General features: G+C 73.8%; 28 protein-coding genes. 21 read left to right on the top strand and 7 right to left on the bottom strand.

The window, feature by feature from the left end:
- Positions 1 to 155: 155 nt before the first annotated feature.
- The 9 genes from hisD to ACIRG6_RS00595 all read left to right on the top strand — a co-directional run bounded on the left by hisD (position 156) and on the right by ACIRG6_RS00595 (position 7,206).
- On the top strand, positions 156 to 1,481 hold the full coding sequence (gene hisD / locus ACIRG6_RS00635) for a histidinol dehydrogenase (RefSeq protein ID WP_364677842.1): 1,326 nt from the start codon (positions 156 to 158) through the stop codon (positions 1,479 to 1,481).
- Positions 1,478 to 2,593, top strand: a complete 1,116-nt coding sequence (locus ACIRG6_RS00630; protein WP_365024121.1) for a histidinol-phosphate transaminase — start codon at positions 1,478 to 1,480, stop codon at positions 2,591 to 2,593. Before hisD ends, ACIRG6_RS00630 begins: the two co-directional genes overlap by 4 nt.
- Positions 2,590 to 3,183, top strand: a complete 594-nt coding sequence (gene hisB / locus ACIRG6_RS00625; RefSeq protein WP_225633878.1) for an imidazoleglycerol-phosphate dehydratase HisB — start codon at positions 2,590 to 2,592, stop codon at positions 3,181 to 3,183. The genes ACIRG6_RS00630 and hisB overlap by 4 nt, the downstream gene beginning before the upstream one ends.
- Entirely contained in the window at positions 3,180 to 3,344 is a 165-nt protein-coding gene (locus ACIRG6_RS00620) for a hypothetical protein (RefSeq protein WP_189228284.1), read from the top strand. The genes hisB and ACIRG6_RS00620 overlap by 4 nt, the downstream gene beginning before the upstream one ends.
- Positions 3,341 to 3,985, top strand: coding sequence for an imidazole glycerol phosphate synthase subunit HisH (hisH, locus tag ACIRG6_RS00615; protein WP_403320084.1), 645 nt, complete (start codon positions 3,341 to 3,343; stop codon positions 3,983 to 3,985). The genes ACIRG6_RS00620 and hisH overlap by 4 nt, the downstream gene beginning before the upstream one ends.
- A 2-nt stretch (positions 3,986 to 3,987) precedes the next feature.
- Positions 3,988 to 4,713 (top strand): bifunctional 1-(5-phosphoribosyl)-5-((5-phosphoribosylamino)methylideneamino)imidazole-4-carboxamide isomerase/phosphoribosylanthranilate isomerase PriA, encoded by a 726-nt coding sequence (gene priA / locus ACIRG6_RS00610; protein WP_239771359.1) that lies wholly within the window; start codon positions 3,988 to 3,990, stop codon positions 4,711 to 4,713.
- Entirely contained in the window at positions 4,710 to 5,114 is a 405-nt protein-coding gene (locus ACIRG6_RS00605) for a RidA family protein (RefSeq protein WP_189228287.1), read from the top strand. Before priA ends, ACIRG6_RS00605 begins: the two co-directional genes overlap by 4 nt.
- Entirely contained in the window at positions 5,111 to 5,866 is a 756-nt protein-coding gene (hisF, locus tag ACIRG6_RS00600) for an imidazole glycerol phosphate synthase subunit HisF (RefSeq protein WP_161167565.1), read from the top strand. Before ACIRG6_RS00605 ends, hisF begins: the two co-directional genes overlap by 4 nt.
- A gap of 86 nt (positions 5,867 to 5,952) precedes the next feature.
- Entirely contained in the window at positions 5,953 to 7,206 is a 1,254-nt protein-coding gene (locus ACIRG6_RS00595) for an MFS transporter (RefSeq protein ID WP_403320083.1), read from the top strand.
- A gap of 162 nt (positions 7,207 to 7,368) precedes the next feature.
- Here ACIRG6_RS00595 and ACIRG6_RS00590 read toward each other — a convergent pair whose 3' ends face one another.
- The gene (locus ACIRG6_RS00590; protein ID WP_350718895.1) at positions 7,369 to 8,004 is read right to left on the bottom strand and encodes a TIGR03085 family metal-binding protein; all 636 of its coding nucleotides are present in this window, start codon (positions 8,002 to 8,004) and stop codon (positions 7,369 to 7,371) included.
- Between the two features lie 74 nt (positions 8,005 to 8,078).
- Between ACIRG6_RS00590 and hisI the strand changes: the two genes are divergently transcribed.
- The 11 genes from hisI (at position 8,079) to lgt (ending at position 17,021) form a co-directional block, all read left to right on the top strand.
- Positions 8,079 to 8,489, top strand: coding sequence for a phosphoribosyl-AMP cyclohydrolase (hisI, locus tag ACIRG6_RS00585; RefSeq protein WP_391982658.1), 411 nt, complete (start codon positions 8,079 to 8,081; stop codon positions 8,487 to 8,489).
- A 20-nt stretch (positions 8,490 to 8,509) separates the two neighbouring features.
- Positions 8,510 to 10,000, top strand: coding sequence for an anthranilate synthase component I (locus tag ACIRG6_RS00580; RefSeq protein ID WP_350718975.1), 1,491 nt, complete (start codon positions 8,510 to 8,512; stop codon positions 9,998 to 10,000).
- A gap of 62 nt (positions 10,001 to 10,062) precedes the next feature.
- On the top strand, positions 10,063 to 10,704 hold the full coding sequence (locus ACIRG6_RS00575; RefSeq protein ID WP_403320082.1) for a TIGR02234 family membrane protein: 642 nt from the start codon (positions 10,063 to 10,065) through the stop codon (positions 10,702 to 10,704).
- Positions 10,705 to 10,900: 196 nt separating this feature from the next.
- Entirely contained in the window at positions 10,901 to 11,152 is a 252-nt protein-coding gene (locus tag ACIRG6_RS00570; protein WP_225633906.1) for an HGxxPAAW family protein, read from the top strand.
- A gap of 95 nt (positions 11,153 to 11,247) precedes the next feature.
- Complete coding sequence (locus tag ACIRG6_RS00565; protein ID WP_403320081.1) at positions 11,248 to 11,712, top strand: DUF2752 domain-containing protein; 465 nt, start codon at positions 11,248 to 11,250, stop codon at positions 11,710 to 11,712.
- Between the two features lie 117 nt (positions 11,713 to 11,829).
- A complete protein-coding gene (trpC, locus tag ACIRG6_RS00560; protein ID WP_225633911.1) occupies positions 11,830 to 12,639 on the top strand; it encodes an indole-3-glycerol phosphate synthase TrpC in 810 nt (269 codons plus the stop codon).
- 20 nt (positions 12,640 to 12,659) lie between these two features.
- Complete coding sequence (gene trpM, locus ACIRG6_RS00555; RefSeq protein ID WP_350718903.1) at positions 12,660 to 12,854, top strand: tryptophan biosynthesis modulator TrpM; 195 nt, start codon at positions 12,660 to 12,662, stop codon at positions 12,852 to 12,854.
- Positions 12,855 to 12,968: 114 nt separating this feature from the next.
- A complete protein-coding gene (gene trpB, locus ACIRG6_RS00550) occupies positions 12,969 to 14,255 on the top strand; it encodes a tryptophan synthase subunit beta (RefSeq protein ID WP_318218168.1) in 1,287 nt (428 codons plus the stop codon).
- Positions 14,252 to 15,067, top strand: a complete 816-nt coding sequence (gene trpA, locus ACIRG6_RS00545) for a tryptophan synthase subunit alpha (RefSeq protein ID WP_318218167.1) — start codon at positions 14,252 to 14,254, stop codon at positions 15,065 to 15,067. The genes trpB and trpA overlap by 4 nt, the downstream gene beginning before the upstream one ends.
- An 87-nt stretch (positions 15,068 to 15,154) precedes the next feature.
- Positions 15,155 to 15,928, top strand: coding sequence for a DsbA family protein (locus ACIRG6_RS00540; RefSeq protein ID WP_364817774.1), 774 nt, complete (start codon positions 15,155 to 15,157; stop codon positions 15,926 to 15,928).
- Between the two features lie 85 nt (positions 15,929 to 16,013).
- Positions 16,014 to 17,021, top strand: a complete 1,008-nt coding sequence (gene lgt / locus ACIRG6_RS00535) for a prolipoprotein diacylglyceryl transferase (protein WP_403320080.1) — start codon at positions 16,014 to 16,016, stop codon at positions 17,019 to 17,021.
- A gap of 57 nt (positions 17,022 to 17,078) precedes the next feature.
- Here the strand turns inward: lgt and ACIRG6_RS00530 are convergent, their stop codons facing one another.
- Genes ACIRG6_RS00530 through ACIRG6_RS00505 form a run of 6 tightly spaced genes read right to left on the bottom strand, consistent with a single transcriptional unit; the run spans position 17,079 to position 24,234 of the window.
- Positions 17,079 to 17,903, bottom strand: coding sequence for an HpcH/HpaI aldolase/citrate lyase family protein (locus ACIRG6_RS00530; protein WP_364817776.1), 825 nt, complete (start codon positions 17,901 to 17,903; stop codon positions 17,079 to 17,081).
- Positions 17,900 to 19,126 (bottom strand): CaiB/BaiF CoA transferase family protein, encoded by a 1,227-nt coding sequence (locus ACIRG6_RS00525; protein WP_364677859.1) that lies wholly within the window; start codon positions 19,124 to 19,126, stop codon positions 17,900 to 17,902. The genes ACIRG6_RS00530 and ACIRG6_RS00525 overlap by 4 nt, the downstream gene beginning before the upstream one ends.
- Positions 19,108 to 20,490, bottom strand: coding sequence for an ADP-ribosylglycohydrolase family protein (locus tag ACIRG6_RS00520; RefSeq protein WP_403320078.1), 1,383 nt, complete (start codon positions 20,488 to 20,490; stop codon positions 19,108 to 19,110). Before ACIRG6_RS00520 ends, ACIRG6_RS00525 begins: the two co-directional genes overlap by 19 nt.
- Positions 20,478 to 21,653 (bottom strand): ADP-ribosylglycohydrolase family protein, encoded by a 1,176-nt coding sequence (locus ACIRG6_RS00515; protein WP_364677863.1) that lies wholly within the window; start codon positions 21,651 to 21,653, stop codon positions 20,478 to 20,480. The genes ACIRG6_RS00520 and ACIRG6_RS00515 overlap by 13 nt, the downstream gene beginning before the upstream one ends.
- On the bottom strand, positions 21,650 to 23,008 hold the full coding sequence (locus ACIRG6_RS00510) for an ADP-ribosylglycohydrolase family protein (RefSeq protein ID WP_403320076.1): 1,359 nt from the start codon (positions 23,006 to 23,008) through the stop codon (positions 21,650 to 21,652). Before ACIRG6_RS00510 ends, ACIRG6_RS00515 begins: the two co-directional genes overlap by 4 nt.
- Complete coding sequence (locus ACIRG6_RS00505; protein WP_403320074.1) at positions 23,005 to 24,234, bottom strand: ADP-ribosylglycohydrolase family protein; 1,230 nt, start codon at positions 24,232 to 24,234, stop codon at positions 23,005 to 23,007. Before ACIRG6_RS00505 ends, ACIRG6_RS00510 begins: the two co-directional genes overlap by 4 nt.
- Before the next feature lie 256 nt (positions 24,235 to 24,490).
- Between ACIRG6_RS00505 and ACIRG6_RS00500 the strand changes: the two genes are divergently transcribed.
- Positions 24,491 to 25,222, top strand: coding sequence for a VIT1/CCC1 transporter family protein (locus tag ACIRG6_RS00500; RefSeq protein WP_225633995.1), 732 nt, complete (start codon positions 24,491 to 24,493; stop codon positions 25,220 to 25,222).
- Positions 25,223 to 25,411 lie beyond the last annotated feature (189 nt).

The raw sequence follows: 25,411 nt of genomic DNA, 5'->3' as shown, positions 1-25,411 counted from the left end.
GTACAACCGTTCATGCCCGCTGGGTGACGCCCCGAACACTGAACGTGAGGGTGATTCGCCGGGCTCCGCGGCCGGGTGTGACGAGTGGTCGCGTTCTGTATCAGCCATTGATACGCGCGAACGGTCTCCGACGCGGGTCTGAGAGAATTGGTTCCGTGATCTCCCGAATCGATCTGCGCGGCGACGCCCTCCCCGAGGGCCCCGCCCTGCGCGACCTGCTGCCCCGAGCCGACTTCGACGTCTCGGCCGCCCTGGAGAAGGTGCGTCCGATCTGCGAGGCCGTGCATCATCGTGGCGACGCGGCGCTGATCGACTTCGCCGAGCAGTTCGACGGCGTCAGGCTCGACCAGGTGCGTGTTCCGGCCGCCGCGCTCACGCGCGCGCTGGAGGAGCTCGAGCCGGCCGTGCGCGCGGCCCTCGAGGAGTCCATCCGCCGTGCCCGCCTCGTCCACCGCGAGCAGCGCCGGACGACCCACACCACCCAGGTGGTGCCCGGCGGCTCGGTCACCGAGAAGTGGGTGCCGGTCGACCGGGTCGGTCTGTACGCGCCCGGTGGCCGCTCCGTCTATCCGTCGTCCGTGGTCATGAACGTCGTGCCCGCGCAGGAGGCCGGCGTCGAGTCGATCGCGCTCGCTTCTCCGGCACAAGCCGAGTTCGGCGGCCTCCCGCACCCGACGATCCTCGCCGCCTGCGCCCTGCTCGGCGTCGACGAGGTGTACGCGGCCGGCGGCGCCACCGCCGTCGCGATGTTCGCGTACGGCACCGAGTCCTGCCCGCCCGCCGACATGGTCACCGGCCCCGGCAACATCTGGGTTGCCGCCGCCAAGCGGTACTTCACCGGCAAGATCGGCATCGACGCCGAGGCCGGCCCGACCGAGATCGCGGTCCTCGCCGACGCCACCGCCGACCCGGTGCACGTCGCCTCCGACCTGATCAGCCAGGCCGAGCACGACCCGCTGGCCGCCGCCGTCCTCGTCACCGACTCGCCGGAGCTGGCCGACGCGGTCGAGCGGGAGCTGGAGCCGCAGGTCTCGGCCACCAAGCACGTCGACGACCGGATCGTCCCCGCGCTCAAGGGCCGCCAGTCCGCGATCGTGCTGGTCGACGGCATCGACGAGGGCCTGCGCGTGGTCGACGCCTACGGCGCCGAGCACCTGGAGATCCAGACCGCCGACGCCGCCGCGGTCGCCGGGCGCGTGAGGAACGCCGGCGCGATCTTCGTCGGCCCCTGGGCGCCCGTCTCCCTCGGCGACTACGCGGCCGGGTCCAACCACGTCCTGCCCACCGGCGGCTGCGCCTGCCACTCCTCGGGCCTGTCGGTCCAGTCCTTCCTGCGCGGCATCCACATCGTCGACTACACGCGGGACGCCCTGGCCGAGGTGGCGCACCACGTGGTGACGCTGGCGGAGGCGGAGGACCTGCCCGCGCACGGCGCGGCGATCAAGGCCCGGTTCGACTGGAAGGTCCCGGAGAGCAAGTGACGTTCGGAATCGACGATCTCCCCGTACGGGACGAGCTCCGCGGCAAGTCCCCCTACGGCGCGCCCCAACTCGACGTGCCGGTACGGCTGAACACCAACGAGAACCCCTACCCGCTGCCCGAGGCGCTGGTCGAGCGGATCACCGAGCGGGTCCGTGAGGCCGCCCGCGACCTCAACCGCTACCCGGACCGGGACGCGGTCGAGCTGCGCACGAAGCTCGCCGAGTACCTGACGAAGACGTCCGGACATCCCGTGGACATGAGCAACGTCTGGGCGGCCAACGGCTCCAACGAGGTCATCCAGCAGCTGCTGCAGACCTTCGGCGGCCCGGGCCGCACGGCGATCGGCTTCGAGCCGTCGTACTCGATGCACGCCCTCATCTCGCGCGGCACCGGCACGGGCTGGATCTCCGGCCCGCGCCACGAGGACTTCACCGTCGACGTGCCGGCCGCCGAGAAGGCGATCGCCGAGCACCGCCCGGACGTCGTCTTCATCACCACCCCCAACAACCCCACGGGCAACGCGGTCCCGGCCGAGACGGTCCTCGCGCTGTACGAGGCCGCCCAGGCCGCCAAGCCGTCGATGGTGGTCGTGGACGAGGCCTACATCGAGTTCAGCCACGGAGCCTCGCTGCTGCCGCTGCTCGACGGACGGCCGAACCTCGTCATCTCCCGCACGATGTCGAAGGCGTTCGGCGCGGCGGGCCTGCGCCTCGGCTACCTCGCCGCGCACCCGGCCGTCGTGGACGCCGTGCAGCTCGTACGGCTGCCGTACCACCTGTCGGCCGTGACCCAGGCGACCGCGCTGGCCGCCCTGGAGCACACGGACACGCTGCTGAAGTACGTCGAGCAGCTGAAGAGCGAGCGGGACCGGCTCGTCGCCGAACTGCGCGCGATCGGCTACGCCGTGACCGAGTCGGACGCCAACTTCGTCCAGTTCGGGCGGTTCGCGGACGCGCACGCCACCTGGCGGAAGATCCTCGACCGGGGCGTCCTGGTCCGGGACAACGGCGTGCCGGGATGGCTGCGGGTGACCGCCGGCACCCCGGAGGAGAACGACGCGTTCCTTGATGCGGTACGCGAACTGAAGAAGGAACAGGAGCAGAGCGGATGAGCCGCGTCGGGCGCGTGGAGCGCACCACCAAGGAGACCTCGGTCCTCGTCGAGATCGATCTCGACGGCACCGGCAAGACCGACATCGCCACCGGCGTCGGTTTCTACGACCACATGCTCGACCAGCTCGGCCGGCACGGTCTGTTCGACCTGACCGTGAAGACCGACGGCGACCTGCACATCGACTCCCACCACACCATCGAGGACACCGCCCTCGCGCTGGGCGCCGCCTTCAAGCAGGCCCTCGGCGACAAGGTGGGCATCTACCGCTTCGGCAACTGCACGGTCCCGCTGGACGAGTCCCTCGCCCAGGTCACCGTCGACCTGTCCGGCCGCCCCTACCTCGTGCACACCGAGCCCGAGAAGATGGCGCCGATGATCGGCGAGTACGACACCACGATGACCCGGCACATCCTGGAGTCCTTCGTCGCGCAGGCGCAGATCGCGCTGCACGTGCACGTGCCGTACGGGCGCAACGCGCACCACATCGTGGAGTGCCAGTTCAAGGCGCTCGCCCGGGCCCTGCGCTACGCCTCCGAGCGCGACGCGCGCGCGACCGGCATCCTGCCCTCCACGAAGGGCGCGCTGTGAACGGCTCCTCGACCGCTCTGATCTTCGTCGGCCTGATCCTCGTCGGCGGCATCATCTCCTTCATCAAGCAGAAGATGCCCACGCAGCTCATCGTCCTGCTGTCCGTCGGCGCCGCGATGTGCCTCGTCGCGGGTGTCATGAGGCTGGAGGTGTGGAATTGACCGCTCCCGCCAAGCGGGTCGTCGTCTTCGACTACGGCTTCGGCAACATCCGCTCCGCCGAGCGTGCCCTCGCGCGCGCGGGAGCCGACGTCGAGATCACCCGTGACTACGACAAGGCCATGAACGCCGACGGGCTGCTCGTCCCCGGCGTCGGCGCCTTCGCCGCCTGCATGGACGGCCTGAAGGCCGCGCGCGGCGACTGGGTCGTCGAACGCCGGCTGGCGGGCGGACGCCCCGTGATGGGCATCTGCGTCGGCATGCAGATCCTCTTCGCGCGCGGCATCGAGCACGGCGTCGAGGCCGAGGGACTGGACGAGTGGCCCGGCACGGTCGGCCCCCTCCAGGCCGACGTCGTGCCCCACATGGGCTGGAACACGGTCGAGGCACCGGCCGACTCCCAGCTCTTCGCCGGCCTGGACGCGGACGCCCGCTTCTACTTCGTGCACTCCTACGCCGTCCACGACTGGACCCTGGAGGCGCACAACCCGCTGATCGCCGCCCCCAAGGTCACCTGGTCCACGCACGGCGCGCCCTTCGTGGCGGCCGTGGAGAACAGCGCCCTGTGGGCCACCCAGTTCCACCCCGAGAAGTCCGGCGACGCCGGAGCCCAGCTCCTCACCAACTGGATCGAGACCCTGTAGAGATGAGCAAGCTCGAACTCCTCCCCGCCGTCGACGTCCGCGACGGCCAGGCCGTCCGCCTCGTGCACGGGGAGTCCGGCACCGAGACCTCCTACGGCTCCCCGCTGGAGGCCGCCCTCGCCTGGCAGCGCTCCGGCGCCGAGTGGCTGCACCTGGTCGACCTGGACGCCGCGTTCGGTACCGGGGACAACCGCGAGCTGATCGCCGAGGTCGCCAAGGCCATGGACATCAAGGTCGAGCTGTCCGGCGGCATCCGCGACGACGACACGCTCGCCGCCGCGCTCGCCACCGGCTGCACCCGCGTCAACCTGGGCACGGCCGCCCTGGAGACCCCCGAGTGGGTCGCCAAGGTCATCGCCGAGCACGGCGACAAGATCGCGGTCGGTCTGGACGTACGCGGCACCACGCTGCGCGGCCGGGGCTGGACCCGCGACGGCGGCGACCTCTACGAGACGCTGGACCGCCTGAACAAGGAGGGCTGCGCCCGGTACGTCGTCACCGACATCGCCAAGGACGGCACCCTCCAGGGCCCCAACCTGGAACTCCTGAAGAACGTGTGCGCGGCCACCGACCGCCCGGTCGTGGCGTCCGGCGGCGTGTCCTCCCTGGACGACCTGCGCGCCATCGCCGGTCTCGTCCCGGCCGGTGTCGAGGGTGCCATCGTCGGGAAAGCCCTGTACGCGAAGGCGTTCACTCTGGAAGAGGCCTTGGAGGCTGTGTCGCCATGACATCCGAAGCCGTACGGCGCGTGCAGAGCGGAAGTCCCTGGGAAGAGTCCTTCGGTTTCGCACGGGCCGTCGCGGCGGGTGACCGTGTCATCGTGGCGGGCACGACCGCGTTCAAGGGCGACGTGCTGTACGGCGACGGCGACCCGTACGAACAGACCAAGGTGGCCTTCACCACCGCGGTCGAGGCGATCGGCGAGTTCGGTCTCGCCATCGAGTCCGTGATCCGCACCCGTGTGTACCTGGCACATTCACGCGACGTGGACGCGGCGGGCCGGGCCCACAAGGAGCTCTTCGACTCCGTGCGCCCGGCCACGACCCTGCTGGTCGTGGAGGGATTCATCGACTCGCGGGTCCTGGTGACAGTCGAAGTGGAAGCGTATAGAGGAGCCGTGGATTCATGACCCTGGCGGTCCGAGTCATCCCCTGCCTGGACGTGGACAACGGCCGGGTCGTCAAGGGCGTCAACTTCCAGAACCTGCGCGACGCGGGCGACCCCGTCGAGATGGCCAAGGTGTACGACGCCGAGGGCGCCGACGAGCTGACGTTCCTGGACATCACCGCCTCGTCGGGCAACCGCGAGACGACCTACGACGTGGTGCGCCGCACCGCCGAGCAGGTGTTCATCCCGCTGACCGTCGGCGGCGGCGTGCGCACCGCCGAGGACGTCGACAAGCTGCTGCGGGCCGGCGCGGACAAGGTGGGCGTCAACACCGCCGCCATCGCCCGCCCCGACCTGATCCGCGAGATCGCCGAGCGCTTCGGCCGCCAGGTCCTCGTGCTGTCGGTCGACGCCCGCCGCACCGAGGCCGGCACCTTCGAGGTGACCACCCACGGCGGCCGGCGCGGCACCGGCATCGACGCGGTCGAGTGGGCGCACCGGGCCGCCGAGCTGGGCGCGGGGGAGATCCTGCTCAACTCGATGGACGCGGACGGCACGAAGGACGGCTACGACCTGGAGATGATCGCGGCCGTCCGCAAGCACGTCTCGGTCCCGGTGATCGCCTCCGGCGGCGCCGGCCGCCTCGCCGACTTCCCGCCGGCCGTCGCGGCGGGCGCGGACGCGGTCCTCGCGGCGTCCGTGTTCCACTTCGGTGATCTGCGCATCGGGCAGGTCAAGGACACGCTGCGGGAGGCGGGTCACCCCGTCCGGTAGCACCCCGCACGACAGCCCCGGCCGCCGGACGGCCGGGGCTTTCCCGTTCCGTGTCCGAGGGGACCCCCTCTGGAGGACCACCGTCCGTGACGAACACGCTGATACCGCGGGCCGCCGCCACCCCCGTCCCGGCCCACCGCGACGCCAACGTCCTGCGCTGGATCGCCGCCTACACCGCCTCCATGCTCGGCGACACCGTCTTCTTCCTGGCGCTGTCCTGGGCCGCCGTGCAGAACGGCACCCCCGCCCAGGCCGGCCTCGTCACCGCCGTGAGCGCGGTGCCCCGGGCGCTGCTCATGCTCGGCGGCGGCGTGATCGCCGACCGGCTGGGCCCGCGCCGGGTCGTCATCGGCAGCGACGCCGTACGGTGCGTCACGGTCCTGGCGGTCGCCGCCGTGCTCTTCGCGACCGACCCCGGGCTGTGGCTGCTGGCGCTGCTCGCCGTCGTCTTCGGCACCGTCGACGCCGTGTTCGTGCCGGCGGTCGGAGCGCTGCCCGCCCGTATCACCGCCAAGGACCAGCTCGCCCGGGTCCAGGGCATGCGCGGTCTCGCCGTCCGTTTCGCCGCCGTCGTGGGCGCCCCGCTCGGCGGGCTCGGCGTGGCGGCCGGCGGGTCGGCGGCGGCCTTCGCGCTCGCCGGGGCACTGATCGCGGTGTCGGTGCCGCTGCTGGTCTCCGTGCGGATGCGGGACCTGCCCCCGGACGACGCCCCGGCCGCCGACCGGGACACCACCGCCTGGCGCGACCTGCGGGCCGGGCTGAGCCACATCCGCCACCACCGTGTCCTCGGCCCCCTGATGGTGGTCATCGCCCTCGGCGACCTCGGCTTCGTCGGCCCCCTCAACGTCGGCCTGACCCTGCTGGCGGACGAGCGCGGCTGGGGTGCCTCCGGCATGGGCTGGGTGCTCGCCGGATTCGGCACGGGGGCGGGCACGGCGGCCCTGCTGCTGACCGTACGCGGACGCGTGCCGCACGCCGGGCTGGTCGCCGCCGGCGCGATCATCCCCGGCGCCGGCGCGATCGCCGCCCTGGCGTACGTGCCCGGCCTGCCCGCCGCCGTCGGCGTCGCGGTGCTCGTCGGGCTGCTCACCGGGCTCAGCGGCGCCGTGTGCGGGGCCCTGCTGCAGACCCAGGCGGCGCCCGCCTACCTCGGTCGGGTCACCGCGGCCGCCGGCATCGTCAGCCTCGGCATCGCGCCGCTCGGCATGCCGCTGTCCGCCGCCGCCATCGGCCTCTGGGGCACCGGCCCCGTCTTCGCCGTCAGCGCCGCCGTCTGCGCCCTCGGCGGAGTCGTCGCCCTGTGCGCCCCCGGCCTGCGGCGGGCCGAACTGCCGCGGTGACGCCACCGGCGTCCGGCCACGGCGTCACCGCGCCGGCGGGTCGGCCCGGAGCCCCTTGCGGTCCGCGCCGGCGGGTCGGTCCAGGGCCCCCGGCCGACCGTGCCGGCGGTCGGTCCAGGGCCCCTTGCCGACCGAGCCGCCGGACCCGAGCCGCCGGACCCGTCAGATCCCGAGCTGCTTCGTCTCGCTCAGCCGGACGATCGCGTCCTTCTCGCCCTCCAGCTCCACCTTCGCCGCGCTCTGCCGGCCGTACGCGAACAGCAGCAGCTCGGACGGCTCGCCCGTGGCCGTCACCACCGGCGTACCGCGGTGGGCCACCGTCGTCTGGCCGTTCGGACGGCGCAGCACCAGGCCCGTCGGGATGCCCCGGCCCACCAGCCGGGCGGTGCGCTCCAGCCGGGACCACAGGGTGTCCTGGAAGACCGGGTCCAGCTCGCGCGGCGACCAGTCCGGCTGGGCGCGGCGGACGTCCTCGGTGTGGATGTAGAACTCCACCGTGTTCGCCGCCTCGTCGACCTGCTTGAGCTGGAACGGCGAGAACCGGGGCGGGCCGGTGCGGATGAGCTGGATCAGCTCCTCGTACGGCTTCGCCGCGTACTCCTCCGTCACCCGGTCCAGCCGGGACGCCAGCTGCTTGATCAGGGTGCCGCCGGCGGCGTCCGGCCGGCGCTCGCGGACCACCACGTGCGCGGCGAGGTCCCGGGCCCGCCAGCCCTCGCAGAGGGTGGGGGCGTCCGGGCCCGCCGTCTCCAACAGGTCGGCCAGCAGAAGTCGTTCACGCTTCGCGAATGTCGACATGCCAGCCAGCCTACGGCCGTCCACCGGGTCCGCCCAGTGGACGGCGCCGGGGCGGGGCCCCCGCGCGCGGCACAATGGGCGTCATGACCAGCAGCTCCTCCCGGCGCCCCAGCCCGCTCGACCCGGAGATCGCCGCGCGCCTCAAGCGCAGTGCCGACGGCCTCCTGCCCGCCATCGCCCAGCAGTACGACACCGGGGAGGTGCTGATGCTCGGCTGGATGGACGACGAGGCACTGCACCGCACGCTCACCACGGGCCGCTGCACCTACTGGTCGCGCAGCCGCCAGGAGTACTGGGTGAAGGGCGACACCTCCGGGCACTTCCAGTGGGTGAAGTCCGTCGCCCTGGACTGCGACGCCGACACCGTCCTGGTCAAGGTCGACCAGGTCGGCGCCGCCTGCCACACCGGCGCCCGCACCTGCTTCGACGCCGATGTCCTGCTCAAGGACGGCGCGGGTGCCGAGGCGCCCGGCGCGGATCAGTAGGGTCTGCCGCCATGGACGTCATGGACCTCGACACCTTCCGCAAGCTGGCCGCCGACCGCCGGGTGATCCCGGTCGGCCGCAAGCTCCTCGCCGACGGCGACACCCCGGTCGCCCTGTACCGCAAGCTCGCCGCCGAGCGCCCCGGCACGTTCCTGCTGGAGTCCGCCGAGAACGGACGGTCCTGGTCCCGGTACTCCTTCGTCGGCGTCCGCAGCGCCGCCACCCTCACCGAACGGGACGGTGAGGCCCACTGGCAGGGCACCCCGCCCGTCGGCGTCCCCACCGGCGGCGACCCGCTCGCCGCCCTGCGCGCCACCGTCGAGGCCCTGCACACCCCCCGCGACCTCGCCCACGACCTGGGCCTGCCGCCCTTTACCGGCGGCATGGTCGGCTATCTCGGCTACGACATCGTGCGCCGCCTGGAGAAGGTCGGCCCGGGGGAGCGCGACGACCTGAAGCTCCCCGAGCTGACCATGCTGCTCACCAGCGACCTCGCCGTCATGGACCACTGGGAGGGCTCCGTCCTGCTGATCGCCAACGCGATCAACCACAACGACCTCGAGACGGGCGTCGACGAGGCCTACGCCGACGCCGTCGCCCGCCTGGACGCCATGGAGGCCGACCTCACGCGCGCGGTGGCGCAGCCCCCGGCCGCGCTGCCGCCCTCCGAGCTGCCCGAGTACACCGCGCTGTGGGGCGGCCCCGACTTCCAGGACGCCGTCGAGGACATCAAGGAGCGCATCCGCGCGGGCGAGGCCTTCCAGGTCGTCCCCTCGCAGCGCTTCGAGACACCGTGCACGGCGAGCGCCCTGGACGTGTACCGGGTGCTGCGGGCCACCAACCCGTCCCCGTACATGTACCTGCTGCGCCTCGACGGCTTCGACGTCGTCGGCTCGTCCCCCGAGGCGCTGGTCAAGGTCGAGGACGGGCGGGCCATGGTCCACCCCATCGCCGGCACCCGGCCCCGCGGCGCCACCCCGCAGGAGGACCAGGCCCTCGCCGACGAGCTGCTCGCCGACCCCAAGGAGCGCGCCGAGCACCTGATGCTCGTCGACCTCGGCCGCAACGACCTCGGACGCGTCTGCGAACCCGGCTCGGTCGAGGTGGTCGACTTCATGTCCGTCGAGCGGTACTCGCACGTCATGCACATCGTCTCGACGGTCACCGGACGGGTCGCCCCGGGCCGCACCGCCTTCGACGTCCTCACCGCCTGCTTCCCGGCCGGCACCCTCTCCGGCGCCCCCAAACCGCGCGCCCTGCAGATCATCGACGAACTCGAACCGTCCCGCCGCGGCCTGTACGGCGGCTGCGTCGGCTACCTCGACTTCGCGGGCGACTCCGACACCGCCATCGCCATCCGCACGGCACTGCTGCGCGACGGCACGGCCTACGTCCAGGCGGGCGCCGGCGTCGTCGCCGACTCCGACCCGGTCGCCGAGGACACCGAGTGCCGCAACAAGGCGGCGGCGGTGCTGAGGGCGGTGCACACGGCCAACCGGCTGGGGCAATAGGGCCATTCTCACGCCTCGGATTCCGAACCCCGGGTGACGGTTCGCCCGGGGTTCGGGCGATAGTGGAGTACGTGACAGCTGTTCCTCACCCCCGTACCCCCGCCGCAGGACCCGCCCGGGCCGGCCGCCGGAGCCTCGCCGCCGCCCTGCTGTGCGGCGCGCTCGGCGCGGCCGTCACCCTCCTCGCCACCCGGCAGGAGTGGTCGGAGGGCACCGCGACGGTGGCCGGCGGCGCGTTCCCCCTGACCGCCAAGGGCAGCGACGTCACGGGCGTCCCCGCGGCGCTCGCGATAGTGGGCCTCGCCGCGCTCGTCGCCGTCTTCGCGGTCCGCCGCGCCGGCCGGTTCGCCGTCGCCGCCGTGCTCGCGCTGAGCGGCGCGGGCACCGTCGCCGCGGCCCTGGCCGGCGTCTCCGACAGCTCCGCGCTGGACGACAAGGCCGCCGGGGCGGCCGGCGACACCTCGGCCACCGTCGACGCCCTCTCCCACACCGCCTGGCCCTACGTCGCGGCCGTCGGCGGGGTCCTGCTCCTGCTGGCCGGACTGCTCGCCCTGCGCTACGGCCGGCTGTGGCCCGCGATGTCCGGCCGCTACGAACGCGACGGCACCCCGCGCCCGCGCCGCACGGCACAGACCGTCGACCCCGACCGCCCCGAGGACCTGTGGAAGGCCCTGGACCGGGGCGAGGACCCGACCGGCGCCTGACCGTCGGCGACCCGGCGCGGCCACGCGGTTCAGGCGCGCCCGCCGGGGCACCCGTACACGCGCCGCGCACGACCGGGGCGTCCGGCGGCCGCCACGCGCGCGTGGAGAGCACCCCCGGTCACGGCGCGCGCGTGCGTACGGGACAATGGGCGCGAGCGTCCTGCTCAGACACGTACACAGCAACGAGGAGCAAGCAATGGCGGGCAGCAGCCACGGTCACACCCCGGCCGCCTGGACGGGTGTCATCATCACCTTCATCGGTTTCTGCATCGCGGGCGTGTTCATGGTGGCGGCCCAGCCGGCGGGCTTCTGGGCCGGCATGGCGGTCGTGCTCCTCGGCGGCGTCGTGGGCTTCATCATGCGCGCGATGGGCCTCGGCCAGCCGAAGGAGAACCACCCGGTGCACCAGGTCGCCGACAACCGTGCGCCGGCCGGCGCCAAGGGCTGACCCGACCGCGGTCGCGCAGTACTCCCTGAGGGGTGGACCGGCACCTGGGTGCCGAGGCCGCCCCTCACGTGCGTGTACGGCCGGTGCCGGGCAGAATGCGGGGCGTGGACGCCGACAGCCGGAAACCGGCCCCGATCAGGACCCTGCCCCCCGGGGGCGCGCCGGCCGTCGCGGCCCGCCTCGCCGTCCCGGCCGGGGTGCTGGCGGCCGTCGTCGGTGCCTTCGCCTACGTGGGGAGCGTGGACCCCAACGAGCCCGGCCACTACCCGGTCTGCCCGCTGCTGCGCTTCACCGGGCTCTACTGCCCCGGCTGCGGCGGTCTGCGCAGTGCCCACGCGTTCGTCCACGGGGACGTCCTGACCGCGCTGCACGCCAACGCGCCGGCCGTCCTCGGCTATCTGGGCTTCGCCGTGCTGTGGACCGTCTGGGTGATCCGCGCGGTGCGCGGCCGCCCCGTCAGGGTCGACCTGGGCCCGGTGCACCTGTGGACGCTGGGCACATTGCTGCTGGTCTTCACCGTTGTCCGGAACCTGCCGTTCGGTGGCTGGCTCATCCCTTGATCACCCGACGAATGTCCAGGTAGTGGGACCGGTGACAACCGGATGCGGGACCGTCGCCCCGCTGCGGATACCATCGGAGTGACCACAGGTTCCGCCGTCTGAAAGGGGGCCGCTCGCGTGAGTGTGCTCGACGAGATCATCGACGGAGTCCGTGCCGACCTCGCGGAGCGGCAGGCGCGCGTCAGCCTCGACGAGCTCAAGGAGCGCGCGGCCAAGGCTCGCCCCGCCAAGGACGGCGTGAGCGCCCTGCGGGGCGACGGCGTCAAGGTCATCTGCGAGGTCAAGCGCTCCAGCCCGTCCAAGGGTGCGCTGGCCGCCATCGCCGACCCGGCCGGACTCGCCGCGGACTACGAGGCGGGCGGCGCCGCCGTCATCTCCGTCCTCACCGAGCAGCGCCGCTTCGGCGGCTCGCTGGCCGACCTGGACTCCGTCCGCGCCCGCGTGGACATCCCCGTGCTGCGCAAGGACTTCATCGTCACGTCGTACCAGCTGTGGGAGGCCCGGGCGCACGGCGCCGACCTCGTGCTGCTGATCGTCGCGGCCCTCGACCAGCCGGCCCTGGAGTCGCTGATCGAGCGCGCCGAGTCCATCGGTCTCACCCCGCTCGTCGAGGTGCACGACGAGGACGAGGTCGAGCGCGCGGTGGACGCCGGCGCGAAGATCATCGGCGTGAACGCGCGCAACCTGAAGACGCTCGAGGTCGACCGCGGCACGTTCGAGCGGGTCGCCCCGGAGATCCCCGCGCACATCGTCAAGGTCGCCGAATCCGGCGTCCGCGGCCCGCACGACCTCATCGCCTACGCCAACGAGGGCGCGGACGCGGTCCTCGTCGGCGAATCGCTGGTCACCGGCCGCGATCCCAAGACGGCCGTCTCGGACCTCGTGGCCGCCGGCGAGCACCCTGCACTGCGCCACGGCCGCGGCTGACCCCCGGTAGGCTGACTTCCATGACGCTCCCGCTCGTCCCGGCATCCCGGGACCCCTACGCGCGCCTGGCGCGAGGCTGCCGCCCCCGCGGCTGCCGCGCCCCCGCACGCAGGGTCCACGGCCGCCGGGTGCGGTACGTCATCGGTGACGAACCGGGGCAAGTGAACGGCATGCGATGGCTCAAGCGCCCCGTAAGGGGCGCGGGGCTTTGTTGAATATGCGACTCCGTCGCGTGGGCGCGAGCAACCAGCGACGGCCCGCGGAGACCTGACAACCCGCGCTCCCACGGCGAAGGTGCCCACACCAGACACTCACCGTGAGGTTCACGCATGCCCAGCAACTTCTTCATCCCCGACCCGGAGGGCCACGTCCCCTCCGCCGAGGGCTACTTCGGCGCCTTCGGGGGGAAGTTCATCCCCGAGGCCCTCGTCGCGGCGGTCGACGAGGTGGCCGTCGAGTACGACAAGGCCAAGTCCGACCCGGAGTTCGCCCGCGAACTGGACGACCTGCTCGTCCACTACACGGGCCGCCCCTCGGCACTCACCGAGGTCCCCCGCTTCGCCGAGCACGCCGGCGGAGCCCGCGTCTTCCTCAAGCGCGAGGACCTGAACCACACCGGCTCGCACAAGATCAACAACGTGCTCGGCCAGGCCCTGCTCACCAAGCGCATGGGCAAGACCCGCGTGATCGCCGAGACCGGCGCCGGCCAGCACGGCGTGGCGACGGCCACGGCCTGCGCGCTGTTCGGCCTCGACTGCACCATCTACATGGGCGAGATCGACACCCAGCGCCAGGCCCTCAACGTGGCCCGCATGCGCATGCTCGGCGCCGAGGTCATCGCCGTGAAGTCCGGCAGCCGCACGCTCAAGGACGCCATCAACGAGGCGTTCCGCGACTGGGTCGCCAACGTCGACCGCACCCACTACCTGTTCGGCACGGTCGCCGGCCCCCACCCCTTCCCGGCGATGGTCCGCGACTTCCACCGCGTCATCGGCGTCGAGGCCCGCCGTCAGCTCCTGGAGCAGGCCGGACGCCTCCCCGACGCCGCGATCGCCTGCGTCGGCGGCGGCTCCAACGCCATCGGCCTCTTCCACGCCTTCATCCCCGACACGGACGTCCGCCTGATCGGCTGCGAGCCCGCCGGGCACGGCATCGAGACCGGCGAGCACGCGGCCACCCTGACCGCGGGCGAGCCCGGCATCCTGCACGGCTCCCGGTCCTACGTCCTCCAGGACGACGAGGGCCAGATCACCGAGCCGTACTCCATCTCCGCCGGCCTGGACTACCCAGGCATCGGACCCGAGCACGCCTACCTCAAGGACTCCGGCCGCGGCGAGTACCGCGCGGTCACCGACGACGCCGCCATGCAGGCGCTGCGCCTGCTGTCGCGCACCGAGGGCATCATCCCGGCCATCGAGTCCGCCCACGCCCTCGCCGGCGCCCTGGAGGTCGGCAGGGAGCTGGGCAAGGACGGGCTGATCGTGGTCAACCTGTCAGGCCGCGGCGACAAGGACATGGACACCGCCGCCCGCTACTTCGGGCTGTACGACACCGACGCCGAGGTCGCCGCCGACGAGGCCGGCACCACCGCCGAGATCGAGGGGGACGCCAAGTGAGCGGGAACGTGCGGCTGCTGAACGACACTCTCGCCGGCGCGAAGGCCGAGGGCCGCGCCGCCCTCATCGCCTACCTCCCGGCCGGATTCCCGACCGTGGACGGCGGCATCGAGGCGGTCAAGGCCGCGCTCGACGGCGGCGCCGACGTCGTCGAGGTGGGCCTGCCGCACAGCGACCCCGTCCTCGACGGCCCGGTCATCCAGACCGCCGACGACATCGCCCTGCGCGGCGGCGTGAAGATCGCCGACGTGATGCGGACGGTCCGCGAGGCCCACGAGGCCACCGGCAAGCCGATCCTCGTCATGACGTACTGGAACCCCATCGACCGCTACGGCGTCGAGCGCTTCACCGCCGAGCTCGCCGAGGCGGGCGGCGCCGGGTGCATCCTGCCCGACCTGCCCGTCCAGGAGTCGGCGCTGTGGAGGGAGCACGCCGACAAGCACGGGCTCGCCACGGTCTTCGTGGTCGCGCCCAGCAGCAAGGACGCGCGGCTCGCCGAGATCACCGCGGTCGGCAGCGGCTTCGTCTACGCCGCCTCCCTGATGGGCGTCACCGGCACCCGCGAGTCGGTCGGCGCGCAGGCCGAGGACCTGGTGCGGCGCACCCGTGCCACCACCGACACCCCGGTCTGCGTCGGGCTCGGCGTCTCCAACGCCGCGCAGGCCGCCGAGGTCGCCGGCTTCGCCGACGGTGTGATCGTCGGCTCCGCCTTCGTCAAGCGGATGCTGGACGCCCCCGACGAGGCGGCCGGCCTGGAGGGCGTCCGCGCGCTCGCCGCCGACCTGGCGAAGGGCGTACGCCGACAGGCGTGACGGCAAGCATGTGACAGGGGGTCCTCCGTACGGGTGGACCTGGGACCGGGGAGGCGCTGTGCGCCTCCCCGGTTCGTTCTGCGGGGTGTGAGCGAGAAGAACCGAGACGGAAAGCGCGCCGCCCGCCAGAAGCTGGCGGAGCAGCGAGAGAAGCAGAAGACCAGGGACAAGCGCCGCCGTGCGCTGATCGTGGGCGCGTCCGTGGTCTGTGTCCTGGGACTGGCCGCGGTGATCGGCGTGGTCGCCGCGAACGCGGGGAAGGACGACGGCAGCGAGTCGGCCGGCCCGGTCGTGGCGCCCTCGGGCGCGCAGGGCAAGGACGGCCTCGCCATCCCCGTCGGCAAGGAGAGCGCCAAGTCGACGCTCGTCATCTGGGAGGACTTCCGCTGCCCGGCCTGCAAGGCCTTCGAGCTGGCGTACCGCGACACGATCCACGAGCTCACCGGCGCCGGGCAGCTCAAGGTCGAGTACCACCTGGCCACGATCATCGACGGCAACGTGGGCGGCACCGGTTCCCGCAAGTCGGCCAACGCCGCCGCCTGCGCCCAGGACGCCGGCAAGTTCCCGGCGTACCACGACGTGCTGTACGACAACCAGCCCGAGGAGACCGACGACGCCTTCGCCGACAACGGCAAGCTGATCGGGCTGGCCGGCAAGGTGGACGGACTGGACACCCCGGTCTTCCAGAAGTGCGTGAAGGACGGCATGCACGACAGCTGGGTCGCGAAGTCCAGCGAGGCCTTCCGGAACGGCGGCTTCAGCGGCACGCCGACCGTGCTCCTGGACGGCAGGAACATCTACCAGGAGAAGTCGATGACCCCGGCCAAGCTGAAGCAGCTCGTGCGGGACGCGAACAAGTAGGTGACGTCGGACGCCCGCCCGTTACGGACCCGTAGCCGGGCTGCTTGCCGCGCTGCCCGTCCCACACGGTAGCGTCGACCCTGCCATGGAACTTGCCTTCATTCCCAGCCCGTCGCGCGGGGTGCTGCACCTCGGTCCCATCCCGCTGCGCGGCTACGCGTTCTGCATCATCATCGGCGTCTTCGTTGCCGTCTGGCTCGGCAACAAGCGCTGGATCGCCCGGGGCGGGCGGGCCGGCACGGTGGCCGACATCGCGGTCTGGGCCGTTCCGTTCGGTCTGATCGGCGGTCGCCTCTACCACGTGATCACGGACTACGAGCTGTACTTCAGCGAGGGCCGCGACTGGGTGGACGCCTTCAAGATCTGGGAGGGCGGCCTCGGCATCTGGGGTGCGATCGCGCTCGGCGCGCTCGGTGCCTGGATCGGCGCCCGCCGCCGGGGCATCCCGCTGCCCGCGTACGCCGACGCCGTCGCTCCCGGCATCGCCCTCGCCCAGGCCCTCGGCCGCTGGGGCAACTGGTTCAACCAGGAGCTGTACGGCAAGCCCACCGACCTGCCCTGGGCGCTGAAGATCACCTCGTCGGCCGACGGGCGGGTGCCGGGCACCTACCACCCGACCTTCCTGTACGAGTCGCTGTGGTGCATCGGCGTCGCCCTGCTCGTCATCTGGGCCGACCGGCGCTTCAAGCTCGGCCACGGGCGGGCCTTCGCGCTGTACGTCGCCGCGTACTGCGCGGGCCGCTTCTGGACCGAGTACCTGCGCGTCGACGACGCCCACCACATCCTGGGCCTCAGGCTGAACAACTGGACCGCGCTCTTCGTGTTCCTGCTCGCGGTCGTCTACATGGTGCTCTCGGCGCGGATGCGGCCGGGCCGGGAGGCCGTGGTGGAGCCGGGCGCGGAGGGCTCCGACGCGGACGCCGGGGACGACGCGAAGACGGGCGCCGAGACCTCCGAGGACACCGGGTCCGTCAAGGACGCCAAAGACGTCAAGGGCGCCGAGGCTCCCGATGCCTCCGGGGGCGGCAAGGACGCCGGGGCCGGGACCGTGGAGGACGTGAAGGACGGGGCCGACTCGGCCAGGAAGGGCTGACGCCCGCCGTACGTCGCCGAGGGCGCCCGGAGAGGATCCGGGCGCCCTCGGCGTGTGTCAGGCCAGGACGGGCCGCCGGGCCAGCGACAGGGTCCGCCGGGCCGTGGCCACCACCGCCGCGTCGATGAACCGCCCGTCCGGCAGCGCCTGGGCGCCCGGCTGCGCGGTGGCCGCCTTGACGATCGTCTCCGCCTCCTCCAGCTCCCGCTCGGTGGGCAGGTACGCCCGCTCGATGATCGGCAGCTGGCGGGGGTGAATGGCGGCGCGGCCGAGGAAGCCCAGGGCACGGCCGTGGGCGCAGGACGCAGCCAGCCCCTCCAGGTCCCGGATGTCCGGATGCACCGTCTGCGACGGCGGCGCCAGCCCCGCCGCCCGCGCGGCCACCACCACCCGCGCACGCGACCAGTCCAGGCCCGCGTCACCCCGTACGCCCAGGTCGGCGCGGAGGTCCGCCTCGCCGAGGGCGATGCCGCGCAGCGACGGGTGGGCGGCGGCGATCGCGTACGCCCGCTCCACGCCCAGGGCCGTCTCCAGCAGCGCGTACAGGGGCGGTCCGCCGGTGGCCTCGGCGACCGCGGCGACCTGCCCCGGGGACGTCACCTTGGGCAGGCGCAGCCCGGACAGCCCCGGCAGCGCGGCCACCGCCGCCAGGTCCGCCGCGGCCAGCGGCCCGTCCAGGGCGTTCACCCGCACGTGCACCGGCACCGGCTGCGGGTCGGTGAGCAGCTCGGCGGTGCAGGCGCGGGCGTACTCCTTGCGGTCCGGGGCGACCGCGTCCTCCAGGTCGATCACGACCACGTCGGCCCCGGCGGCCAGCGCCTTGGCGACCACCCGGGGCCGGTCCCCGGGGGCGTACAGCCAGGTCAGCGCGGGGGGAGTCATACGACACCCGCCTCGCGCAGTTCCTTCACGTCCGCCGGGGACAGGCCCAGCTCGGTCAGCACCTCCTCGGTGTCCGCGCCGTGCGGGCGGCCGGCCCAGCGGATCGCGCCGGGGGTGGCGGAGAGCCGGAACAGGACGTTCTGCATGCGCAGCGGCCCCAGCTCGGGATCGTCGACCGTGGTGACCGTGTCCAGGGCCTGGTACTGCGGATCGGCCATCACGTCCCGGACGTCCTGGACCGGGGCGACGGCCGCCTCGGCCTTCTCGAAGGCGGCGAGCACGTCGGCGCGGGGGTGCCGGGCGATCCAGTCGCCGACCGCCGCGTCCAGCACGTCCGCGTGCTGTGCCCGTTCGGCGCCCGTCGCGAACCAGGGCTCGTCGATCAGCTCCGGGCGGCCCACCAGGCGCATCACGCGCTCGGCGACCGACTGGGCGGAGGTGGAGACGGCGACCCAGGTGCCGTCGGCGGTGCGGTAGGTGTTGCGCGGGGCGTTGTTCTGGGAGCGGTTGCCGGTACGCGGCTGGACGTGGCCGAGCTGGTCGTACCAGATCGGCTGCGGGCCCAGCACGGTCAGGATGGGCTCGATGATCGCCATGTCCACGACCTGGCCCTCGCCGGTGAGGTCGCGGGCGGACAGGGCCGTCATCACGGCGTACGCCGTCGCCAGCGCGGCGATCGAGTCGGCCAGCCCGAACGGCGGCAGCGTCGGCGGGGCGTCCGGCTCGCCGGTCATCGCGGCGAAGCCGCTCATCGCCTCGGCGAGGGTGCCGAAGCCGGGGCGGCGCGCGTACGGGCCGAACTGGCCGAAGCCGGTGACCCGGGTGAGGACCAGGCGCGGGTTGACCGCGGACAGCTCGTCCCAGCCCAGGTCCCATTTCTCCAGGGTGCCCGGGCGGAAGTTCTCGATGACGACGTCCGCGGTCGCGGCGAGGCGCAGCAGGGTGGTGCGGCCGGCCGGCTTCGACAGGTCGAGGGTGATGGTGCGCTTGTTGCGGCCCAGCAGTTTCCACCACAGGCCGACGCCGTCCTTCGACGGTCCGTGGCCCCGGGAGGGGTCGGGGCGGGTGGGGTGCTCGACCTTGACGACCTCGGCGCCGAAGTCGCCGAGCATGGTGGCGGCGAGCGGGCCCGCGAAGAGGGTGGCGAGATCGAGGACGCGCAGGCCGGCCAGGGGAGCCGGGACGGGCAGGGGCGCGGGGGGAGTCACGACGGGCCGGGGCATGAGCGGGTGGCCTCCGTGTGGGTGAGGTGGGCGAGGGTGTCGAAGCCGATGCCGTCGAAGTCGCCGACCGAGGTGGCCAGGCGGTTCTTCAGCGGAGCCGTCCACTGCTCGGGCAGGGCGGCCGGGGAACCGGCGAGCAGGCCGGCGACGCTGCCGGCGGTGGCTCCGTTGGAGTCGGTGTCCCAGCCTCCCGACACGGCGCGGCAGACCGAGCCGGTGAAGTCGCCGTCCGCGTGGGTGAGGGCGGCGGCGATCAGTGCGGTGTTGGGGACGGCGTGGACCCAGTGGTGGGAGGGGGAGTAGGTGGCGTGGAGTGCGTCCACGACCGTGTCGAAGTCGTCGTGCGTCTCGGCGAGCCGGACGGCGTGGCGGACGGCCCCGGCCAGGCGTGAGCCGGGCGGCACGACCGTGAGGCCGGTGCGCAGGCAGGCGTGGACGTCGTGGGTGCCGGTGGCGGCGTCGGCGATGACCGCCGCCGCGAACATCGCCGCGTGGACGCCGCTCGCGGTGTGGGTGAGGGTCGCGTCGCGATGGGCCTGCGCGGCGGCGCCGGCCGGGTCGCCGGGGTTGGTCCAGCCGTGCACGTCGGCGCGGATCAGGGCGCCGATCCACTCACGGAAGGGATTGCGGTGGCTCGCCGTGTGCGGGGGTTCGAGACCGGCGAGGAGATTGCGGTAGGCGACGCGTTCGGCGGTGAAGGCGCGGCCGGCGGGGAGTTCGTCGAGCCAGACGCGGGCGACGTCGGCGGTGGTGAAGGCCCGGCCGTGGCGCTGGAGGAGCAGGAGGCCCAGGAGGGGGTGGTTGAGGTCGTCGTCCTCCGGCATGCCGTCGATGTTCTCGGCGAGGGAGGTGGGCGCGGAGCGGCGGTTCCAGGGGTACTGGGCGAGGAGCTCTCCAGGGACTCCGCGGGCCGTGAAGTACCTGCTCAGGGGCCAGTTGCCGGTGGCCCGGGCGAGGAGGCGGATGCCGGTCAGGGGGAGCTTCTCGACGGGCTTGCCGAGGAGGCAGCCGGCGGCCCGGCCCAGCCAGGCGGCCTCCAGGCGGCCGGCGGACACGGCCGGGGGCGCGGTGCGGCGCGGTGCGGGCCAGTCCGGGCACCTGGCCCTGATCTCGTCCAGGTCCGTGGGCTCCGCCGCCGCCGACGGGCTGGGCAGGCCGGCCAGTTCGTCCAGCAGCTCCTCCGCCAGCAGGCGCAGGTACGGGGAGGCCGGCTGGGGGGACGCGCCCGCCCGGGCCGGGGCGTCGCAGCCGCCCGCCGCGCGCCAGCGGGAGGCGATCGCCGACGTGTCGCGGCCGTCCAGCGCGGCCTGGCGGAGTTCGTGGCCGATCAGGTCCTCCGGCTGGACCCAGGTCAGTCGGAGCATCTCGCGCCTCCGATCGCGGCGAACGCCCGCTCGTGGGCACGGCGTCGCAGGACGTCCCGCTCGAAGACCTCCCGCGCGACCTCGGTGAGCGTCGTCGCCGGCTGCCACAGGTCCAGGCGGCTCGCCTCCGCGACCGTCTTCGCCCAGTCCTCCGGGACGGGTGAGCCCAGCGCCCCGGCGAGCGCCCCCGCCATCGTGGCGATGGAGTCGCAGTCGCGGCCGTAGTTGACCGCGCCGAGGACCGCGTGGCGGTAGTCGCCGCCGGACACCAGCAGCATGCCCAGGGCGACGGGCAGTTCTTCGATCGCGTGCAGCCGGGACGGGCGGCGGGCGCCGAGGGACGGGGCGCGGTAGTCGGGGCCGACCGTGTCGTACGGTGCGACCGCCTCGCGCAGCGGCGCGAGTGCCGACTCGAACTCCGAGTGCCGCGAAGCCACTTCGCCGACCGCCTCGATCGCCGCCCGGGTGCCGTCCTTCGCCAGCGACAGACAGGCCGACAGCACCGTCTCCGGTGTCGCGCCGGGCGCGCACGCCGCCGCGACCGCCGCCGCGAAGACGCCGGCCGCCTCACGGCCGTACGAGGACTGGTGCGCGCCCGCGACGTCCAGCGCCTCGGCGTACGCGCGGGCCGGATCGGCCGCGTTGACCAGGCCGACCGGGGCCATGTACATCGCCGCGCCGCAGTTGACGATGTTGCCGGTGCCGGCCTCGCGGGGGTCGACGTGGCCGTAGTGGATCCTGGCCACCAGCCACTTCTCCGCGAGGAAGATCCGCTGGAGCGGGAGGGCCTCCGCCTCCAGCTCCGGGATCCAGCGCGGGTTCGTCATCAGGTCCGGGACCAGGTGCTCGGCGACCGCGTAGGCGTCGAGATGGTCGCGGACCGTGCCGTAGACCCGGACCAGCGCGTGGGTCATCAGGGTGTCGTCGGTGACGTGGCCGTCGCCCTTGTGGTACGGGGCGATGGGGCGTGCGGTGCGCCAGGCGTCGCCGTTCCAGGGGCCGACGACGCCGTGGATCCGGCCGCCGTGGCGTTCGAGGATCTGCTCGGGGGAGTAGCCCTCGACCGGGCCGCCGAGCGCGTCGCCGACGGCCGCGCCGACGAGGGCGCCGGTGACGCGCTCCTCCAGGCTCGCCGTGCCGTTCTCCGATGTGCGGGCCGTCATGGTGTGCGTCCTCCTTCGGGTCGGGACGGTTGCGTGGCGTGCAGGAGCCCGGCCAGTTCCACCAGGTCCGTACCGGTGAGCCGGGGCAGAACGCAGCCGGGGAGCGTGCGGCACGCGTCGCGCCAGGGCGCGGGGATCGACGCGCCGCCGCCCAGCGCGCCCGTGAGGGCGCCCGCCAACGCGGGGGCGGAGTCCGCGACGCGGGAGAGGCAGGCCGCCGCCGGTACGGCCTCGGCGATCCGGCCCCGGGCGGCCCGGGCCAGGGCGAGGGCGACCGGGACGGTCTCGGCGGCGGCGACGCCGTAGCTGTAGACGTGGTCGACGATCTGGTGCTCCAGCAGCGGGACCAGCGCGAACGCGCTCTCCGCCCCGGCGGTGAGGGCGAGCGCCTGCCGGGTGTTGCGGCCGATCTCGGTCTCCTCGGGGAGTTCGGCGAGCGCGGCGTCCACGCAGGCCTCCACGTCGCCGTCGCCGAGGGCGCACGCCAGTGCCGCCGCCATGGCCCGGGCGCCGTGCACACCGTCGCCGTCCTGGGTGTAGCGGGCGTCGAACTCGGCGAGGTCGGCGGCGAGGTGCGGGGCGCCGGGGTGGGCGACGGCCAGGACGCAGGCCCGGACGCAGGCGGCGTCGTCGAAGTAGTGGGGGTTGTCGTGGCCGGTGGCGGGCGGGCGCAGGCCGGTGGCGAGGTTGCCGAGCCCGGCCCGTACGGAGATGCGGGCGCGCAGGGGCACCACCGCCGACTCGATCTCGGGGGCGCGGTCCGCCGCCGCGGCCACCTCGCTGGCGGCGGCGTTCCAGGTGAGGTCGATCGCGGCACGCGTCCGGCGCTCCCGGCTCAGGTCGCCGAGCGCGCTGTCGTCCCCGGCGCGCAGCAGGGCCTCCGCCGCGAACGCCGCCCACTCGGCGTCGTCCGACGGACCGAGGCGCAGGGGCTCGGGGGACTGGTTCAGGGCGATGGGGACGGGGAGGGTGGTGGTCGCGTTCTGCTCGGCGAACGTGTCCAGCTCGCGGGTGAGCCGACGGGTCCACTCGGGCATCCGGGCCGCCCGGTGCCGGGCGGCGGGCCATCCGGCCGCGTCCCCGGCGGCGAGCCCCAGCAGCAGCCCCTCGACCCGCCGGGGGCCGGCGAGCGGTGCCGCGCCGGGGTGGGTGCCGTGGGCGGGAGTGGGTGGCGAGGGGCTGGGGGCGGTGCGGGTGCCGTCGCCGGCGGGGGCGGGCACCGGGGGGCCCGCGTCGGTGGGGGGTGGGGGTTCGGGGCGGTGGACGCTTCCGGCGGTGGGCTGGTCCACGTCGTCGGGGGTGGCGACGTACGCCGTGGTGGCCGGTTCCTCGCCGGCGGGGCGGGAGCGGGTCACGGCCGCACCCCCGCGGTGTCCCCGTCCGGCACGGGTACGACGAGCGTGACGGCGTCGCGCTCCGCGCCCCCGCGACCGCCGCGCTCGCCGGACCCCGGGGCACGGCGGTCCGCGAACCCCGGCCTGACGGCGCCGCTTCCTGTGGCTCGGTCGGCGGTGTCACCTCGGGTGCGATGGCCGGCGGCGCCACCCCCCGTGGCCCGGGCGGTGGCGGCGTCGCCTCTGGGCCGGTCGCCCGGTACCAGGAGGTCCGCGATGTCCAGCACATGGTGGCCCGCCATCGCCGGCAGGCAGGTGCCGCGGGCCGGGCCGATGGCCGCGGCCCAGTCGGCCGGGATGGCGGAGACGCCCCGGCTCGCCCCGGCCAGGGCGCCGGCCACCGCCGCCGTGGTGTCGGCGTCGCGGCCCATGTTCACGGCCGTCAGCACGGCGTCCGTGAAGTCCCCGTCGGCCGCCGCGAACGCCCCGAAGGCGAGGGCGACCGCCTCCGGGGCGAGGTCCGTCCAGGGGTAGCCGCCGATGACCACCGCGGAACGGACCGCCCGTTCGCCGAGGTGGGCCGCCGTCATCGCGCGGCGCAGACAGCGGGCCGTCCAGGAGTCCTCCGGCACGACGGCCAGGGCCGAGGCCACCACCGCGACGGCCGGTGCCCCCGTCATCGCCGCCGCGACACCCGCGGCCACCGCCTGGCCGCCGTAGATGCCTTCGCCGTCGTGGCTGACCGAGCCGTCGACCGCCACCAGCCGGGCCGCCTCGGCGGGCCGGCCGGCCGCGAACACCCCGTGGGGCGCGGCCCGCATGGCCAGCCCGTCGCTCCAGGCGTGGCGGTGCTGGGCGGAGATGGGTGCGGCCAGCCCGCGGCGCAGGTTCTCCAGGGTGCCGCGCTCGCTGAAGCCCGCGCCCCGGAAGGGGCCCTCCTCCCGGTCCGCGATCCACTCGTGCCAGGCCGCCTCCACATGGGCCGGGGTGAGGGCGGAGCCGTGCCGGGCCAGCAGCAGTCCCGAGAAGATCGCGTACTCCGTGTCGTCCGTGCCGGACGGCCGCTCCGCCACGTATCCCGTGATGCGGCCCCAGCGGGCGCGGATCTCGGAGGGCTTCATGTTCTCGGCCGGCGCCCCGAGGGCGTCCCCGACGGCCAGACCGAGCAGCGCGCCCCGCGCCCGTTCGCGGAGCCCGGCGGCGTCCCCCGGGGCGGGGACCGAGGGAATGCAGGCGGTGGATGCCATGCGGCCTCTCCTCTCAGGCGGCGCCCGAAGAGGCGCACAGCCCTTTGCGGAACTGTCCCCGGTGCGGCTCGCCCCGCAGCCTCACACGCCCCAGCGTCACCCGGTCGACATATGGGCGAGCATGATCACGGATGAGCGCCGAGACCCAAAAGCCCTGGTAAGCCCAGCCTTTCCTTGCTGGCGGGACGGAAATCACCGACGTACATTTGGTGTTGTCGAAAAGTAGAACTCGTCCAAAACCGCTGCTGGGGGACCCATGGCCATCATCGAGACCGAGGCGTCGCTGCACGAGGCGCACCGCGACAACCACACCCACCGGGACGTGAACGGCGGCTGGCTGCGCCCCGCCGTCTTCGGCGCCATGGACGGCCTGGTCTCCAACCTCGCCCTGATGACCGGCGTGGCCGGCGGTACGGCCAGTCAGCACACCGTCGTGATCAGCGGCCTCGCGGGCCTGGCGGCCGGCGCCTTCTCCATGGCCGCCGGCGAGTACACCTCCGTCGCCTCGCAGCGCGAACTCGTCGAGGCCGAGCTGGACGTGGAGCGCCGGGAGCTGAAAAAGCACCCGAAGGACGAGGAGGCCGAGCTGGCCGCCCTCTACGAGGCGCGGGGCGTCGAGCCGGAGCTCGCCCGCGAGGTCGCCCGGCAGCTCTCGCGCGACCCCGAGCAGGCCCTGGAGATACACGCCCGCGAGGAGCTGGGCATCGACCCCGGTGACCTGCCGTCGCCGCTGGTCGCGGCCGTGTCGTCGTTCGGTTCGTTCGCCCTGGGGGCCCTGCTGCCCCTCCTGCCCTTCCTGCTCGGCGCCAGTGCGCTGTGGCCCGCCGTGCTGCTGGCGCTGGCCGGTCTGTTCCTGTGCGGCGCGGTGGTGGCCAAGGTGACGGCGCGCAGCTGGTGGTACAGCGGGCTGCGGCAGCTCGCGCTCGGTGGTGCCGCGGCGGGTGTGACGTACGTCCTGGGCAGCCTGTTCGGAACGGCCGTAGGATAGCCCGGCTCGAACTTATGCGTCGGACCGCATAAGTAGTCGTTACTCGCTGGTTTCGAGTGCGTGACCACCGGGCATGAGCCGTAAGCGCTGCGGGCAACGACGCCCGCCGTGTACGCGCGGAGTGGGCGACGACGCTCCCTCCGCCCCTCGGGCCGACGGACACCGACCTGTCCGCCTCGGCCCCCACAG

The sequence above is a fragment of the Streptomyces flaveolus genome, from assembly GCF_044765825.1.
In the GTDB taxonomy this organism is placed as follows: Bacteria; Actinomycetota; Actinomycetes; order Streptomycetales; family Streptomycetaceae; genus Streptomyces; species Streptomyces flaveolus.
The sequence above is the reverse complement of the archived record's forward strand: the minus strand, read 5'-3'. Positions and strand labels throughout refer to the sequence as shown.

Excerpts from the sequence above, each read along its gene's own strand:
- hisB (WP_225633878.1), top strand. The coding sequence starts at position 2,590 with ATGAGCCGCGTCGGGCGCGTGGAGCGCACCACCAAGGAGACCTCGGTC.
- priA (WP_239771359.1), top strand. The coding sequence starts at position 3,988 with ATGAGCAAGCTCGAACTCCTCCCCGCCGTCGACGTCCGCGACGGCCAG.
- ACIRG6_RS00605 (WP_189228287.1), top strand. The coding sequence starts at position 4,710 with ATGACATCCGAAGCCGTACGGCGCGTGCAGAGCGGAAGTCCCTGGGAA.
- hisF (WP_161167565.1), top strand. The coding sequence starts at position 5,111 with ATGACCCTGGCGGTCCGAGTCATCCCCTGCCTGGACGTGGACAACGGC.
- ACIRG6_RS00590 (WP_350718895.1), bottom strand. The coding sequence starts at position 8,004 with ATGTCGACATTCGCGAAGCGTGAACGACTTCTGCTGGCCGACCTGTTG.
- hisI (WP_391982658.1), top strand. The coding sequence starts at position 8,079 with ATGGGCGTCATGACCAGCAGCTCCTCCCGGCGCCCCAGCCCGCTCGAC.
- ACIRG6_RS00580 (WP_350718975.1), top strand. The coding sequence starts at position 8,510 with ATGGACCTCGACACCTTCCGCAAGCTGGCCGCCGACCGCCGGGTGATC.
- ACIRG6_RS00570 (WP_225633906.1), top strand. The coding sequence starts at position 10,901 with ATGGCGGGCAGCAGCCACGGTCACACCCCGGCCGCCTGGACGGGTGTC.
- ACIRG6_RS00565 (WP_403320081.1), top strand. The coding sequence starts at position 11,248 with ATGCGGGGCGTGGACGCCGACAGCCGGAAACCGGCCCCGATCAGGACC.
- trpM (WP_350718903.1), top strand. The coding sequence starts at position 12,660 with ATGACGCTCCCGCTCGTCCCGGCATCCCGGGACCCCTACGCGCGCCTG.
- trpB (WP_318218168.1), top strand. The coding sequence starts at position 12,969 with ATGCCCAGCAACTTCTTCATCCCCGACCCGGAGGGCCACGTCCCCTCC.
- lgt (WP_403320080.1), top strand. The coding sequence starts at position 16,014 with ATGGAACTTGCCTTCATTCCCAGCCCGTCGCGCGGGGTGCTGCACCTC.
- ACIRG6_RS00530 (WP_364817776.1), bottom strand. The coding sequence starts at position 17,903 with ATGACTCCCCCCGCGCTGACCTGGCTGTACGCCCCCGGGGACCGGCCC.
- ACIRG6_RS00525 (WP_364677859.1), bottom strand. The coding sequence starts at position 19,126 with ATGCCCCGGCCCGTCGTGACTCCCCCCGCGCCCCTGCCCGTCCCGGCT.
- ACIRG6_RS00520 (WP_403320078.1), bottom strand. The coding sequence starts at position 20,490 with ATGCTCCGACTGACCTGGGTCCAGCCGGAGGACCTGATCGGCCACGAA.
- ACIRG6_RS00515 (WP_364677863.1), bottom strand. The coding sequence starts at position 21,653 with ATGACGGCCCGCACATCGGAGAACGGCACGGCGAGCCTGGAGGAGCGC.
- ACIRG6_RS00505 (WP_403320074.1), bottom strand. The coding sequence starts at position 24,234 with ATGGCATCCACCGCCTGCATTCCCTCGGTCCCCGCCCCGGGGGACGCC.
- ACIRG6_RS00500 (WP_225633995.1), top strand. The coding sequence starts at position 24,491 with ATGGCCATCATCGAGACCGAGGCGTCGCTGCACGAGGCGCACCGCGAC.